Below are 15,063 nucleotides of genomic sequence, written 5' to 3' on the forward strand. Positions count from 1 at the left end.
TTCACTGGTTCCGTGCTGCTGGACCGGATCGTCACAACGCTCGGAACCGTCTCCGCGACACGCTCGCGGCTGGCGAAGGTCGACGCCCTCGCGAACCTGTTGCGCGACCTCGGCTCCGAGGAGATCGCCCCCACCGTCGGATTCGTGCTCGGCCGGCCGCGGCAAGGCCGGGTGGGCGTCGGCTGGCGCGGCGCACGGGCGGCGCTCGGCACGCCGGCGGCCGAGCCGTCGCTGACAGTCCACGATCTGGACGCCCTGCTGGATCGGCTGGCCGCCGTCTCCGGCGCGGGGTCCGGCGGCGAGCGGGCACGGGAGCTGCGGGAATTCGCGGAACGGGCGACCGAGGGCGAACAGGACTTGCTCGTGCGGGTGCTGCTCGGCGAGATGCGCACGGGCGCGCTGGACGGTGTGCTGCTGGAGGCGATCTCTCGGGCGGCCGGCCGATCGCGAGTGTCCGCCGGGCGGCGATGCTCTCGGGCGATCCCGGTGAGACCGCCCGCCTCGCGCTGACCGACGAGCCGGGGAAGCTGGACGCGGTGGGGCTCATCGTGGGCCGGCCCGTCCTCCCCATGCTCGCGGCTTCCGCCCCGACGGCGGCCGAGGCGCTCGCGACGACGGGCACGGCCTCGATCGAGCACAAGCTCGACGGTGCGCGCATCCAGGCGCACCGCCGCGGGGACGAGATCAGGGTGTACACGCGCAGCCTCGCGGACATCACGCACCGCGTGCCCGAGGTCGTCGAGGCGGTGCGGCGCATGCCCGCGCGCGATCTCATCCTGGACGGCGAAACCCTCTCGCTGGACGAGGACGGAGCCCCGAGACCCTTCCAGGAGACGATGTCGCGGTTCGGCAGCGAGACAGCGGGGGAAGCGGCGCTGCACCCCTGGTTCTTCGACATCCTCCACCTCGACGGCCGCGACCTGCTCGACGAGCCGCTCTCGACGCGGCTGCGGGAACTGGAGCGGGTGGCCGGCGACCGGCGCATCCCCGGCGCGGTCACAGACGACCCGGCCGTCGCCGAGCGTGTGTCGAGGGAGGCGCTCGCGGCCGGGCAGGAGGGTGTCGTGGTGAAGGCGATCGGCTCGGTCTACACCGCCGGGCGGCGCGGTTCGGACTGGATCAAGGTGAAGCCGGCGCACACCTACGACCTGGTCGTGCTCGCGTGCGAGTGGGGGTCGGTGCGGCGGCAGGGGCTGCTCTCCAACATCCACCTCGGCGCGCTCGGCCCGGAGGGCGAGTTCGGCGAACAGGGCGGGTTCGTCATGGTCGGCAAGACCTTCAAAGGACTCACGGACGATCTGCTGCGCTGGCAGACGCGGCGGTTCCCGGAGATCGAGGTGCGGCGGACGCCCGGCACCTTATGGGTGGAGCCGGTGACGGTCGTGGAGATCGCGATCGACGGCGTGCAGCGCTCCAGCCGCTATCCGGGCGGCCTGGCGCTGCGGTTCGCACGCGTGAAGCGCTACCGGGACGACAAGCCGGCCGCCGAAGCGGATACAATCGGCGCCCTGCGTGCCCTGCTCCGGACGTAGTGCGCCGGCCGGGACGGACAAGACCGAGGGAAGAGACCATCCAGCGGGGGAGGCAACGGCTGGCGCGTTCTGGGCTCCGGCGGGCCTGAGCGACCGCTACGACCGACCGCGATTGCGTCGACGGACCTCCCGCGGTGCGCGCCCGGCCAGGAAGGAGCGGCCAGGGTCGACCACGAACCCCTGCCGGAGCGCCTCGCGGCCCACCAGCATGCGGAACCCCATCTGGTCGCGATTGCTGAGCGTCGTCTCGGCGACGACCGTGCGACCCGCGAGCTTCAGCTCGAGCAGCACGACGACGCGCTCCTCGGTGTGACCGGACGAACTGCGCACGAAGCGTCGATCGTGGACGGCGCACTCGACGCCCACCGCGTCCGCCTCCGAGTCCTGCCAGGGATGCACGGTGAAGCGCACCCGGTCGCCCGGCAGCTCTTCGAGGTCGAAGGCGTGCAGCGCGGAGCTGCGAGCCCCCGTGTCGAGCTTGACCTTGATCCACGGGATGCCGAGCCCGGACAGGCCGGCCCACTCGCGCCAGCCGGCGACAGTGACACCGGGCACGGGGCTGGCGGGGGATTCGGCGGGCATGCCCCTATCTTGACAGGCGATCGGCCTCCGGCAGCTGACCGGACGATGCCGCCCGCCAGCGCGTCGCGGCGCAGGGGCGCGTGCGCGGGGCGGGACTCTTCGCCCCTCGTCCGCTCCCGCCAGGGTGTCGTCCCGGCGAACAGGAAAGAGCCGATGAACGACGATAGCGGGCCGCGCCGCCGGGATGTTTAGATGGAGGGCCGCCGCCGACACCCCTCTCCGCAGGAGCCTCGATGAAACTTGCCATCCTCTCGCGCGCCCCCCGGGCGTACTCGACGCAGCGCCTGCGGGCGGCCGCACGCGCTCGCGGGCACACGGCTAAGGTGCTGAACACGCTGCGTTTCGCGATCGACCTCTCCGAGGACGAGCCCGATCTGCACTACCGCGGCCGGCTGCTGTCCGACTACGACGCCGTGCTGCCCCGCATCGGCAACTCGATCACCTACTACGGCACCGCCGTCGTGCGCCAGTTCGAGCAGATGGATGTGTACACGCCCAACACGGCGAACGGCATCACCAACTCGCGCGACAAACTGCGCGCCAACCAGATCCTCTCCCGCCACAACATCGGCATGCCGCCCACCGCGTTCGTGAACGGCCGCGCCGATGTGCGCATGGCTATCGAGCGGGTCGGCGGAGCGCCCGTCGTCATCAAGCTGCTGGAGGGGACCCAGGGCATCGGCGTCATCCTCGCGCCCGAAGCGAAGATCGCGGAGTCGATCATCGAGACACTGCACTCGACGAAGCAGAACGTCCTCATCCAGAGCTTCATCTCGGAGAGCCGGGGCCGCGACATCCGCGCGCTCGTCGTGGGCGACCGGGTGGTGGCCGCCATGCGCCGCATCGCGTGCGGCGACGAATTCCGCTCGAACATCCACCGCGGCGGCACCGTCGAGAAAGTCACGCTGACGCCGGAGTACGAGGAGGCGGCCGTCCGGTCCGCGCAGATCATGGGCCTGCGCGTCGCCGGTGTCGACATGCTCGAGGGCAACGACGGCCCGCTCGTCATGGAGGGCAATTCCTCCCCGGGCCTGGAGGGCATCGAACGCGCGACCGGGCTGGATGTGGCCGGTGCCATCATCGACTTCATCGACAACCAAGTCGCCTTCCCGGAGATCGACGTGCGGCAGCGCCTCAGCGTCTCGACCGGCTATGGAGTGGCCGAGCTGCTCGTTCACACGAACGCGGACCTGGTGGGCAAGACCATCAAGGAGTCCGGCCTCTGGGACCGGGACATCACCGTGCTGACGCTGCACCGCGGCAGCTCTGTCATCCCGAACCCGCGCAGCGGCGTGATGCTGGAACCGAGCGACCGTCTGCTCTGCTTCGGGAAGCTGGAGGAGATGCGGTCGATGATCCCGGACCGTCGCAAACGGCGGACGAAGGTGCGCAAACTGCCGGTGGCCTGAGCCGGGGCCGACGTGCCCTGCCGTCAGTCCGACTTGTCGAGGGTCCCGATCTTGCCGCCCTTGTCGTCGTAGACCGTCAGGGTGCTCCCGGCGACCGTTCCTCTGGCGGCCTTGTCGAGCCACTCATCGACCCCTTCGCACGCCATCCGCGTGCTCACGATCGGGCCGAAGGAGATCGAGTCGCCGTCGATCGAGCCCTTGCCCATCAGCCGGTTGCAGCCGTCGGAGCCGGAGAACGAACCGTCGCTCTGGATGGTGAGATTGGGTTTGCCCGCGGCGCTCGACCCCCAGCTCCCCGCCAGCGCGGCGCTGCCCGGGTTCCCCGCGCACCCGGCGAGGAGCGAGACCGCGGCGAGACCGAGCGCTCCCGCCCGAAGCCATTTCCCAGTGCCCATATCGTCCCCTTGTCATCGCGGCGGTCGCCTTGGCCCGAGAATAGCGGGCGGGAGGCGACCGCGCACTACAGGATCTCGGCATGCGCACGGGGACTCGTGCCCTGGGCGGGCATCGTGTGCGTCGGACGCTCGTTCGGGGCCCCGGCGCGTGTTCTGGGGCGCGCACCGGTCCGGCGGGGGACGAGCGGGGTCCGCTCAGGCGCCGGCGGCGGGTCTGGTGTCGGAGCGGAAAGCGGCCACGGCCTGATCGTAGGTGGTGTGCCTGCGCGCGGGGCGCGAGTCCACGGCGGGCGGAACATCCGTACGGCTCAGAGCGTGCAGCACGAGCTGTTCGACCAGGGCAGCCGCCGTGGTCTCGCGCGCGCGGGCGATGCGCACCAGCGAGGCGAACTCGCGCTCGCCGAGTCGAAGGGTCAGGGGGATGCCTGCGGGCGCGCGACCCGGACCGTATGCGGATGCGGGCTCAGCAATCTCATTGCTATGAGAATCCTTCATGAGGCGATGATGGCATGATCGCGCTCGCTCCAAAAGAGACCAAAGTCCCTCATCTTTCCGTGCTCCGCGATCGCCTGGTCGGCGACCGCTTCCTTGTCGAGCCGGTCCTCGGGGGAAAGCCTTTGAAATCATGGTCATGATCTTTGGAGAAGCTGTCCCGGCCACGCCGAGCCCTCCGCTCGGAAAAAGCACGGGGACCGAACGGGATCAGCGGTGGTGGCGGCGTTCGAGGGCGGCGCCTTCGACATCGGCGTTCGGGAGGAGACGGTCGAGCCAGCGCGGCAGCCACCAGGCCGAGCGTCCGAGAAGGTGCATCAAGGCGGGCATGAGCAGCATCCGCACCGCGAAAGCGTCGACCAGGACACCGAAGGCGAGCCCGAATCCGATGGACCGGATCATGGTCGAGTCGCTGAAGATGAAGCCGCCGAACACCGAGATCATGATGAGCGCTGCGGCCACGACGACGGTCCGCCCGGCCCGGAAGCCCTTCGCCACGGCCAGTCGAGCCGGTGCTCCGTGCGCACACGCCTCGCGCATCCCCGAGCCGAGGAAGAGCTGGTAGTCCATCGCGAGCCCGAACAGGATGCCGACCAGGATGACGGGCAGGAAGCTCAGGATAGGCCCGGTGTGGATGCCGAGCGCGTCCGCGCCCCAGCCCCACTGGAACAGCGCCGTGATCGCCCCGTAGGTCGCGAACAGCGACAGGATGAACCCGCCGGTCGCGATCAGCGGCACCAGCAGCGACCGGAACACCAGCACCATGATCAGCAGGGACAGCCCGACCACGACGAGCAGGTAGAGCGGCAGAACGTCCGCGAGGTTGGCCGAGATGTCGAGGTTGATCGCCGTCTGGCCGGAGACGCCGAGGTGGATGTCGCCCTCCACCGGGGGCAGCTCGCGCAGCGCACGCACCAGCTTCTCGGTGGACACACTGTTCGGCCCCTCGGCCGGGACGACCTGGAACGCCATCAGCCGGTGGTCGTCCGAGACGGCGATCGGGGCGACGGCCGTCACATCCTTCTGATCGGCCAGCGTGCGCGCGATGGCGAGCTGCGTCGCCGTCGCCTTCCCGTCGGCGAGGCCGGCCGGGACATCGGCGGTGACAAGCAGCGGCCCGGTCGCACCGTCTCCGAACGACGCCGCGGTCTGCTGGAACGCGTTGTAGGTGGTCGAGCCGACAGGCTCCGATGACCCGTCCGGCAGCCCGACGCGCATGGACAGGGCCGGGATGGCGACGATCAGCAGCCCGACGACGCTCGCCACCACGGTGATGACCGCCCGCCACGTCGACATCGGCTTGGCCTTGGTGTCGTCGACGTGGACGCTGCCGGCCTTGGCTCGGGCGCGTTTGGTGAGGACGCGCATCCCAAGCAGGCCGAGCAGCGCCGGCGTCAGGGTGACCGCGATGAGAACCGCGAGCACGACCGCGACCGCGCCGACCGTTCCCATCAGCCCGAGGAACGGGACGCCGGTCACGTTGAGCGCGAGCAACGCGACCACGACCGTGGTCCCGGCGAAGACGACGGCGTTCCCGGAGGTGCCGTTCGCGAGTCCCACCGACTCGACCGGGTCGGCTCCTTCGAGCAGCTGGCGCCGGTGCCGTTTTCACGATGAAGAGGGAGTAGTCGATGCCGACGGCGAGGCCGAGCATGATCGCGAGCACAGGGGTCACGGACGCCATGTCCACGACGCCCGAGAACGCGAGCGATCCGAGCGCGGCGACACCGACCCCGAACAGCGCGGTCGCGACGAGCGAGCCGAGCACGATCGCCGCGAAGACGACGCCGACAGCCTCCCCGGCGCCGACGATCTGCGGCACGCCCTGCGCGATGTCCGTCGAGAAGGAGACGTGACTCCATCGATGCGCTTCGACTCGAAGTGGTCCATGACGCCCTGCTTCGCCGCTTCCGGGAGTTCGAGCCTCTGCTCGGTGAAGGCGACGTTGACCAGCGCGGTGGAGCCATCCGCCGACACGACGCGGATGCCGTCGGCGAGCTTCATCAGCTCCGCGCCCCGCTGCAGCTCGGTCCGCTTGGAGGCGAGTTCGGCCGCGCCGTCGTCCAGCTTCTTCTGCTGGGCCGCGAGCTCGGCCGCGCCCGCGTCGAGCTGGGCCTGCTGCGCGTCGAGGGAAGCGGTCGGCATCCCGGGCGGCCTCCAGCTGCTTGCGCGCGGCGTCGAGCTGAGCCTGCGCCGCCGCCTGCGCCTTGCCCGAATCGAGCTGGGCCTGCCCGGCGTCGAACTGCCGCTGGGCGGCATCCAGCTGCGCTGAGCCGTCGCTCAGCTGTTTCCGCTGCTCGGCGCGCTGGGCCTCGGTCGCGAACGGGTCGACCACCGTGGCCACATCCTGAAGCCCCTCGGCGCTCGCCACGAGGTCGCTGATCGCGGCGCGCTGGCCGGCGTCCAGCGCCTCGCCGCCGTCGGCGTGGAAGACGACGGTGCCGGCCGCGCCCGCATAATCCGGAAGCTTCTTCGTGAGTTCGTCGACGACCGCTCCCAGGGCCGTCCCTGGCACGTCGAAGGCGGTGGAGAGCCCCTTGAAGCCGATGAGGAAGCCGCCGACCGCGATCCCGAGCACCACGATCCAGGCGACGATCACACGCCACGCGCGCTGAGCCGCGAATGTTCCGATGCGGTAGCTTGGGTTCTAACGGTCGTTGCAACACCTGGACTTTCTGGGAGTTGTAACGACCGTGGCCCGTTTAAGGAGCTATTCGAGGGATCGACGCTGTTTCACGCAGGCTGATAAGGACGCGTTCTTCGCGTTGTTCGAGGCGTGTGGGAGCATCACGATCGCGGCGCGTGAGTTGGGGTTCAACCCGGCGACCTGCGGGACGTGGGTATGGAAGGCCGGCCTGCGCAGCCAGGGGAAAACCGGGACTGGTCCGCATCCAGGAAAGGAACGCTACTTCCAGTTGCGACGCGATGGCATCTCGCGTCGCGAAGCAGCGGCTGCCGTCGGGGTGAACATCCGCACGGCACGGGATTGGGATAACGGTGTCCGGAAGACCGCTCATCGCCGCTATTACCCAGATGGTCGGGTCGTCGATTACAAAACAGGTATGACGACGTTTCTTGACGGCACCGAGACAATCTCGCCGGCGGCGATCTTTCAGCTGGAGAGGAAGCTCGATCCGCGGTTCCTTTCGCTGGAGGAACGTGAGCAGATCCGGGATCTCCTCCGCGATGGGTTGTCACTGCGGAGCATCGCCGCCCAGCTGCGGCGGTCGCCATCCACGATCAGTCGGGAAATCTCCCGGAACCGGTCCTCGACCGGGATCTATCACCCCTTCGCAGCACATCGCTACTCGGCGAAGCGTCGCCCACGGCCAAAGCCGCGAAGACTGGTGACAGAGCTGCGGTTGCGTGCTTTCGTTGAGTCGAAGCTGGCGTTGCGGTGGTCTCCCGAGCAGATCACTCGAGCCCTGATCCGTCAGTTCCCGGACGACGTTGGGATGCGAGTGGCGACCGAGACGATCTACCAGACGCTCTATCTCCAAGGACGCGGCCAGCTGCGCCGTGATCTCGCGACAGCGCTGCGTACCGGGCGCGCACGTCGCCGACCGAACCGGGGAACCAACGCACGTCGTTCGCGGTTCGTCGACCCGATGCTCATGATCTCCGAGCGCCCCGCTGAGGTCGCTGATCGTGCTGTTCCAGGGCATTGGGAAGGCGATCTCATCATCGGCGCTGACCACGCCAGCGCGATCGGCACCCTCGTCGAGCGAACCACCAGGTTCGTGATGCTCGTCCACCTCCCGACCGACCACGCTGCCGAGACCGTCCGCGATGGCCTCATTCGGACGATGAGCGGCCTGCCGGCCGAACTGAAGAAGTCGCTGACCTGGGACCAGGGTGCGGAGATGGCCGCCCACAAGACGTTCACGATCGCCACCGACATGGACGTCTACTTCTGCGACCCAGCCTCGCCCTGGCAGCGCGGTTCTAACGAGAACACGAACGGGTTGCTGAGGCAGTACTTCCCGAAGGGCACCGACCTCTCACAGCACTCGCCCGCGGACCTTGCCCGAGTCGCACACGAACTCAACACCCGCCCACGCAAAACGCTCGGCTGGGAAACCCCAGCCCAGCGCCTCGCTAAACTACCTACCAGCTAATCGTCGTGTTGCAACGACCACTAGAATCCGCCTCTAGCATGGGGGCGTGAAGATTCTGGTCCTCGGTTCCGGTGCCCGCGAGCACGCCATCATCACTGCTCTCCTGGCGGAGCGGGCCGGCCACGAGATCGTGGCTGCCCCCGGCAACGCGGGCATCGCCGCCGACGTAGCGGTCGAGCCGGGTCTGGACACGCTGAACGGCGCGGCCGTCACCGCGTTCGCGATCGAGAACGGCTTCGAGCTCGTCGTCATCGGCCCCGAGGCTCCGCTGGTCGCGGGCGTGGCCGATCCGCTGCGCACGCACGGCATCCCGGTTTTCGGCCCGGGACGGGCGGCCGCTCAGCTCGAGGGCTCCAAGACCTTCGCGAAGCGGATCATGGACGAAGCGGGCGTCCCCACCGGCCGGGCCGTGCGAGCGGCCACCCTGGCCGAGGCCGGAAGCGCCCTGGACGAGTTCGGCGCGCCCTACGTCGTCAAAGCCGACGGGCTGGCAGCCGGCAAGGGCGTCATCGTCACGGAGGACCGGGAGGCGGCGCTCGCCCACGCGGAGCGCTACCTCACGCACGGCAGCGTCCTCGTCGAGGAGTTCCTGGACGGCGAGGAGGTCTCCCTCTTCCTCGTGAGCGACGGCCACACCGTGCTCCCGCTCAGCCCGGCGCAGGACTACAAGCGCCTGCTCAACGACGACGCTGGCCCCAACACCGGCGGGATGGGCGCCTACTCGCCGCTAGCCTGGCTCCCGGAGACCTTCGTGGACGAGGTGATCGACACCGTCGCCCTGCCCACCGTGCGCCAGCTCGCGGCCGAGCAGACGCCGTTCATCGGACTGCTCTACTGCGGTCTCATCGTCACCGCGACGGGCATCCGGGTCATCGAGTTCAACGCGCGCTTCGGCGACCCCGAGACGCAGGTCGTCCTCCCGCGGCTGGTGACCCCGCTCTCGACCCTGCTCTTCGCCGCCGCGACCGGCACACTGTCCGGGATGCCGCGTCCCGAGTTCGCGCCCGACACCGCCGTGACCGTCGTGCTGGCGAGCGAGGGCTACCCGGAGTCCCCGCGCACCGGCCGGCCGATCGCCGGGCTGGAGGAAGCCGCCGCCGTCCCGGAGGTGACCATCGCCCACGCCGCCACCGCCCGCGACGAGGCGACCGGCGCCCTCCTGGCGACCGGTGGCCGCGTCCTGTCGGTCGTCGCGCGCGGCGCCACGTTCGCCGACGCCCGCACGCGCGCCTACGACGCCCTCTCCCGCATCCGCCTCGACGGCTCCCAGTACCGCACCGACATCGCCGCCCGCGCCTAACCAGCCATCCATTCCTCAGTTCTTCCGGGATTTTCCGGCGTTTCGGCGGAAGAAGTGAGGAAGCGGCGGCTGAAGCGGGGGAAGCCTAGGATGGGGGGGTGAGGGAAATGCCGGGGTGGAAGCGTGTGTATTCGGGGAAGGTGCGGGACCTTTTCGTGCCGGAGGCCGCCGAGGGGCTGAACGACGCCGACACCGTGCTCGTGGTCGCGAGCGACCGCGTCAGCGCCTTCGACCACGTCCTCGAGCCGGGCATCCCGGGCAAAGGCGAGCTCCTGACCACGCTGAGTCTGTGGTGGTTCGATCGGCTGGACGTACACAACCATCTGATCCCGGATCACACCCTGGAGGGCGAACGCGTCGGAGAGCGCATCCCCGCCGCGGTCTCCGGGCGGTCGATGCTGGTGAAGCCGCTCGACATGTTCCCGATCGAGTGCGTGGTCCGCGGCTACCTGACGGGAAGCGGATGGCGGGAGTACCAGGAGAGTCAGAGCGTGTGCGGCCTCCCGCTGCCGGCCGGGCTCGCCGACGGCGACCGGCTGCCGGAGCCGATCTACACCCCGGCCTGGAAGGCGCCGCTCGGGAAGCACGACGAGAACATCAGCTACGAGCGCACCGTCGAATTGGTGGGCGCCGAGGCGGCCGAGAGGCTGCGGGAGCTGTCGCTTGCCGTCTACGGGCGCGGCGCGGCGATCGCGGAGGAGCGGGGCGTGATCATCGCCGACACGAAGTTCGAGTTCGGGGCCGACCGCGAGACCGGCGAGATCACGCTCGCCGACGAGGTGCTGACGAGCGACTCCAGCCGATACTGGGACGCGGCGGCGGCCAGTGACGGCCGCACGCCGAAGGAGCGGATGGCGAGCTTCGACAAGCAGATCGTCCGCGACTGGCTGGCGGCGAACTGGGACAGGACGGGAACGCCCCCGGTGCTGCCCGCGGAGATCGTGGAGCGGACGGCCGGGCGCTACCGCGCGCTCGTGGAGCGGTTGACCGGGGCCTGACGGCCCTGCCCTGACCTGACCTGCGGGACGCGAAATTTCCGCGGTGCCTCCCACGTTGCACCGCGCATGGCCGAACTCCTCCCCGCCGATTCCACGATGGGTGCGGTGACGCTCCGGGTCGCCGACCTGGACACGTTGACCGCCTACTACCGCGATGCCGTCACCCTCTCCGTGCTCACCGCCGAGGGCGAACGGGTCGTCCTCGGCCGGGGGAGCGTCCCCGCCGTCATCCTGGAGCACGCGCCGGAGCTCCGGCACGCGGGACCGGGGGAGGCGGGGCTCTTCCACACAGCGATCCTCTTCGACAGCGAGGAGGCGCTGGCGGCTGCTGTCCACTCCGTCGCACGGCACGCACCGGGGACCTTCACCGGCAGCGCCGACCACCTCGTGAGCAAAGCGTTCTACTTCACCGACCCCGAAGGCAACGGGGTGGAGCTGTACTGGGACCGCGACCGGAGCCAGTGGAGCTGGACGCACGGACAGGTCGAGATGGACAGGCTGTTCATCGACCCGAACCAATTCCTGCAGGAACATCTCACCGAGCGCGGGGCCGCCCTGGCCGAGGGCGCGACACCGTTCGGGGAGGCGGCCGTCGGCCACATCCACCTCTCCATCGGTGATCTGGCGTCGGCGCGTGAGTTCTACGCCGAGCGCCTCGGGTTCGAGGTGACGGCCACGTTCGGGAATTCGGCGCTCTTCGTCTCCGCCGGCGGCTACCATCACCACCTCGGGATGAACACCTGGAACAGTCGCGGCGCAGGACGGCGCGGCCTCGCACTCGGACTCGGCGAGGTCGAGATCCGCGTGCCCGGCCGGGACGATCTGGGCGCGCTGACGGAGCGGATGCAGCACTACGGCGTGCCCACCCGCGACGACGGCCGGACGGTCTCCTTCGAAGACCCGTGGGCGAACGCGGTGCGCGTGGTCGCCTGATCCGGCCGAAGCCGAAGGCCCCCTCGCGAACCGGCGGATTCTAGTGGTCGTTGCAACACGACGATTAGCTGGTAGGTAGTTTAGCGAGGCGCTGGGCTGGGGTTTCCCAGCCGAGCGTTTTGCGTGGGCGGGTGTTGAGTTCGTGTGCGACTCGGGCAAGGTCCGCGGGCGAGTGCTGTGAGAGGTCGGTGCCCTTCGGGAAGTACTGCCTCAGCAACCCGTTCGTGTTCTCGTTAGAACCGCGCTGCCAGGGCGAGGCTGGGTCGCAGAAGTAGACGTCCATGTCGGTGGCGATCGTGAACGTCTTGTGGGCGGCCATCTCCGCACCCTGGTCCCAGGTCAGCGACTTCTTCAGTTCGGCCGGCAGGCCGCTCATCGTCCGAATGAGGCCATCGCGGACGGTCTCGGCAGCGTGGTCGGTCGGGAGGTGGACGAGCATCACGAACCTGGTGGTTCGCTCGACGAGGGTGCCGATCGCGCTGGCGTGGTCAGCGCCGATGATGAGATCGCCTTCCCAATGCCCTGGAACAGCACGATCAGCGACCTCAGCGGGGCGCTCGGAGATCATGAGCATCGGGTCGACGAACCGCGAACGACGTGCGTTGGTTCCCCGGTTCGGTCGGCGACGTGCGCGCCCGGTACGCAGCGCTGTCGCGAGATCACGGCGCAGCTGGCCGCGTCCTTGGAGATAGAGCGTCTGGTAGATCGTCTCGGTCGCCACTCGCATCCCAACGTCGTCCGGGAACTGACGGATCAGGGCTCGAGTGATCTGCTCGGGAGACCACCGCAACGCCAGCTTCGACTCAACGAAAGCACGCAACCGCAGCTCTGTCACCAGTCTTCGCGGCTTTGGCCGTGGGCGACGCTTCGCCGAGTAGCGATGTGCTGCGAAGGGGTGATAGATCCCGGTCGAGGACCGGTTCCGGGAGATTTCCCGACTGATCGTGGATGGCGACCGCCGCAGCTGGGCGGCGATGCTCCGCAGTGACAACCCATCGCGGAGGAGATCCCGGATCTGCTCACGTTCCTCCAGCGAAAGGAACCGCGGATCGAGCTTCCTCTCCAGCTGAAAGATCGCCGCCGGCGAGATTGTCTCGGTGCCGTCAAGAAACGTCGTCATACCTGTTTTGTAATCGACGACCCGACCATCTGGGTAATAGCGGCGATGAGCGGTCTTCCGGACACCGTTATCCCAATCCCGTGCCGTGCGGATGTTCACCCCGACGGCAGCCGCTGCTTCGCGACGCGAGATGCCATCGCGTCGCAACTGGAAGTAGCGTTCCTTTCCTGGATGCGGACCAGTCCCGGTTTTCCCCTGGCTGCGCAGGCCGGCCTTCCATACCCACGTCCCGCAGGTCGCCGGGTTGAACCCCAACTCACGCGCCGCGATCGTGATGCTCCCACACGCCTCGAACAACGCGAAGAACGCGTCCTTATCAGCCTGCGTGAAACAGCGTCGATCCCTCGAATAGCTCCTTAAACGGGCCACGGTCGTTACAACTCCCAGAAAGTCCAGGTGTTGCAACGACCGTTAGAACCCAAGACCCTCGCGAGGGGGCCTTACCGGAAGCGGGACGCTCAGCGCTCGGCGGGAGCGGCATGCATTCCGCGGTGACCGTCCTCGTCCGGCGCGGGCACTTCGGCCGCGTGGACGCCGTGGCGCACGGCGTCCACAGGAGCCTCCGAAGCGTGCGATCCGTGCGGCGCGGCGCCAGCGGCGGCTCCGGCTGTGACGGACTCCGGCTCGCCGGTGTCCGCACCCGCGTCCTTGCCGGCGCCGCTGCCTGCTCCTGCGGCACGCGGTCCCCAGGCCGGCGGGCGCGGCTTCTCCCACCAGACCACGAACAGCGCACCGAGGACGGCGACAGCAGCGGGCAGCAGCAGCGACTCCGACATCGCCTGCGTGAACCCGGCGTGCAGGAAGGCCGGCAGCTCCGTCCCGGTCGTCGCCCCGCTCGCGCTCGCGCCGCCGGGGAGCTTCGGCAGATCGACCGCGAGGCGGCCGGAGATGAGGGCGGCGATGGAGGCGCTGCCGAGCACCGCGCCGACCTGGCGGGTGGTGTTGAAGACGCCGGAACCGGCTCCGGCCTGGCTCAGCGGAAGGTTCCGGGTGGTGGTCGCCGAGATCGGCCCCCACACGCCGGACATCGCGATCCCGAGGAGGGCGCTCGGGATGAGGAGCAGCCCGATGTTCACGTCCGGGCTCAGCATCTGCGAGTAGAGGAACAGCGCGAGCCCGAACAGCACCAGGCCCGGGGTGGCGATGAACTTCGGGTTGATCTTGTCGATCAGCTTTCCCATCACCGGCGCGAGCGCACCGGAGAACACGGCGGTCGGCGCCAGCATCAGGGCCGACTGGGTGGGGGTGAGGCCACGGACGGTCTGGAAGTAGAACACCAGCGGCAGCGCCATGCAGGTCACGGCGAAGCCGACGGCCGTGATCGCGCCGTTGGAGAGCGAGAAGTTGCGGTCCTTGAACAGGGTGAGCGGCAGCAGCGGCTCCCTCTTGTTCAGGGCCTGCCAGACGACGAAGCCGATCAAGACGACGATGCCGGCGACGATCAGACCCCACACGCTGATCGGGCCCCAGATGACGCCCCAATCGTAGGTGCCGCCCTCCTGGATGCCGAACACCAGCAGGAACATACCGGCCGCCGAGAGCACGACACCGAGGATGTCGAACCGGTGCGAGTGCGTCGGCAGCGCCGGGACCAGCCGCAGCGCGAGGACGAACGCGACGACACCGACCGGGAGGTTGATGAAGAAGATCCACTCCCAGCCGAGCGCGTCGACCAGGACGCCGCCGAGCAGCGGGCCGACGAGCGTCGCCACGCCGGCGACCGCGCCCCACAGGCCCATCGCTGCGCCGCGGCGGTCCGGCGGGAAGATGCGGATGATGACGGCCATCGTCTGCGGCGTCATCAGCGCCGCGCCGAGTCCCTGGACGACGCGGGCGGTGATCAGCATCCCGATGCCGCCCCCCGGCATATCTCCGGAGAACCCGCACCAGGCGGAGGCGAGAGTGAAGATCACGAGGCCGATCAGGTAGATGTTCTTCGGGCCGAAGCGGTCGCCGAGACGACCGGTGATGAGGAGCGGCACGGCGTAGGCGAGCAGGTAGGCGCTCGTCACCCAGATGACCGCGTTGTAGTCGGTGCCGAGGTTCAGCCCCTTCATGATCGACGGGTTCGCCACGGAGACGATGGTGGTGTCGATGAGGATCATGAAGAATCCGATGACCAGCGCCCAGAGGGCGGGCCAGGGCTTCCATTCGCGTTCCATGAGAAGTCTTTCTGTTGTGTTC

The 15,063-nt window shown here is 69.0% G+C and carries 11 protein-coding genes and 2 pseudogenes; 7 read left to right on the forward strand and 6 right to left on the reverse strand.

The window, feature by feature from the left end:
- Positions 1–12: 12 nt before the first annotated feature.
- A pseudogene (locus O159_RS12105) lies at positions 13–1,532 on the forward strand (ATP-dependent DNA ligase).
- Between the two features lie 96 nt (positions 1,533–1,628).
- Here the strand turns inward: O159_RS12105 and O159_RS12110 are convergent.
- Complete coding sequence (locus O159_RS12110; protein WP_021756064.1) at positions 1,629–2,114, reverse strand: ATP-dependent zinc protease family protein; 486 nt, start codon at positions 2,112–2,114, stop codon at positions 1,629–1,631.
- Positions 2,115–2,347: 233 nt separating this feature from the next.
- On the opposite strand from O159_RS12110, the gene O159_RS12115 reads away from it, so the two are divergent.
- Complete coding sequence (locus tag O159_RS12115; RefSeq protein ID WP_021756066.1) at positions 2,348–3,523, forward strand: RimK family alpha-L-glutamate ligase; 1,176 nt, start codon at positions 2,348–2,350, stop codon at positions 3,521–3,523.
- A gap of 23 nt (positions 3,524–3,546) precedes the next feature.
- Here O159_RS12115 and O159_RS12120 read toward each other — a convergent pair whose 3' ends face one another.
- The 3 genes and pseudogenes from O159_RS12120 to O159_RS12130 all read right to left on the reverse strand — a co-directional run bounded on the left by O159_RS12120 (position 3,547) and on the right by O159_RS12130 (position 6,745).
- Entirely contained in the window at positions 3,547–3,918 is a 372-nt protein-coding gene (locus tag O159_RS12120; RefSeq protein ID WP_021756068.1) for an META domain-containing protein, read from the reverse strand.
- Positions 3,919–4,113: 195 nt separating this feature from the next.
- On the reverse strand, positions 4,114–4,413 hold the full coding sequence (locus O159_RS12125; protein WP_021756070.1) for a hypothetical protein: 300 nt from the start codon (positions 4,411–4,413) through the stop codon (positions 4,114–4,116).
- A gap of 207 nt (positions 4,414–4,620) precedes the next feature.
- Positions 4,621–6,745 (reverse strand): annotated as a pseudogene (locus tag O159_RS12130) (MMPL family transporter).
- Positions 6,746–6,835: 90 nt separating this feature from the next.
- Between O159_RS12130 and O159_RS16035 the strand changes: the two are divergent.
- From O159_RS16035 to O159_RS12150, 5 genes are all read left to right on the forward strand, one after another.
- A complete protein-coding gene (locus tag O159_RS16035) occupies positions 6,836–7,156 on the forward strand; it encodes a hypothetical protein (RefSeq protein ID WP_236609596.1) in 321 nt (106 codons plus the stop codon).
- A gap of 184 nt (positions 7,157–7,340) precedes the next feature.
- On the forward strand, positions 7,341–8,528 hold the full coding sequence (locus tag O159_RS12135; protein ID WP_456237220.1) for an IS30-like element ISLxc3 family transposase: 1,188 nt from the start codon (positions 7,341–7,343) through the stop codon (positions 8,526–8,528).
- A 46-nt stretch (positions 8,529–8,574) separates the two neighbouring features.
- The gene (gene purD / locus O159_RS12140; RefSeq protein WP_021756075.1) at positions 8,575–9,828 is read left to right on the forward strand and encodes a phosphoribosylamine--glycine ligase; all 1,254 of its coding nucleotides are present in this window, start codon (positions 8,575–8,577) and stop codon (positions 9,826–9,828) included.
- A 107-nt stretch (positions 9,829–9,935) separates the two neighbouring features.
- Positions 9,936–10,826, forward strand: a complete 891-nt coding sequence (locus tag O159_RS12145) for a phosphoribosylaminoimidazolesuccinocarboxamide synthase (protein WP_043993778.1) — start codon at positions 9,936–9,938, stop codon at positions 10,824–10,826.
- Positions 10,827–10,892: 66 nt separating this feature from the next.
- On the forward strand, positions 10,893–11,759 hold the full coding sequence (locus O159_RS12150) for a VOC family protein (RefSeq protein WP_021756077.1): 867 nt from the start codon (positions 10,893–10,895) through the stop codon (positions 11,757–11,759).
- 64 nt (positions 11,760–11,823) lie between these two features.
- On the opposite strand, the gene O159_RS12155 is transcribed toward O159_RS12150, so the two are convergent.
- A complete protein-coding gene (locus O159_RS12155) occupies positions 11,824–13,011 on the reverse strand; it encodes an IS30-like element ISLxc3 family transposase (RefSeq protein ID WP_456237220.1) in 1,188 nt (395 codons plus the stop codon).
- 326 nt (positions 13,012–13,337) lie between these two features.
- A complete protein-coding gene (locus tag O159_RS12160) occupies positions 13,338–15,041 on the reverse strand; it encodes a DHA2 family efflux MFS transporter permease subunit (protein ID WP_021756078.1) in 1,704 nt (567 codons plus the stop codon).
- Between the last annotated feature and the right edge of the window lie 22 nt (positions 15,042–15,063).

Origin of the sequence: Leifsonia xyli subsp. cynodontis DSM 46306, from assembly GCF_000470775.1 — a bacterium.
Classification (GTDB): Bacteria; Actinomycetota; Actinomycetes; order Actinomycetales; family Microbacteriaceae; genus Leifsonia; species Leifsonia cynodontis.

Bases quoted from the DNA above. Each gene is read 5' to 3' on its own strand.
- O159_RS12145 (WP_043993778.1), top strand. From the start codon at position 9,936: ATGCCGGGGTGGAAGCGTGTGTATTCGGGGAAGGTGCGGGACCTTTTC.
- O159_RS12160 (WP_021756078.1), bottom strand. From the start codon at position 15,041: ATGGAACGCGAATGGAAGCCCTGGCCCGCCCTCTGGGCGCTGGTCATC.
- O159_RS12110 (WP_021756064.1), bottom strand. From the start codon at position 2,114: ATGCCCGCCGAATCCCCCGCCAGCCCCGTGCCCGGTGTCACTGTCGCC.
- O159_RS12115 (WP_021756066.1), top strand. From the start codon at position 2,348: ATGAAACTTGCCATCCTCTCGCGCGCCCCCCGGGCGTACTCGACGCAG.
- O159_RS12125 (WP_021756070.1), bottom strand. From the start codon at position 4,413: ATGAAGGATTCTCATAGCAATGAGATTGCTGAGCCCGCATCCGCATAC.
- O159_RS12150 (WP_021756077.1), top strand. From the start codon at position 10,893: ATGGCCGAACTCCTCCCCGCCGATTCCACGATGGGTGCGGTGACGCTC.
- O159_RS12120 (WP_021756068.1), bottom strand. From the start codon at position 3,918: ATGGGCACTGGGAAATGGCTTCGGGCGGGAGCGCTCGGTCTCGCCGCG.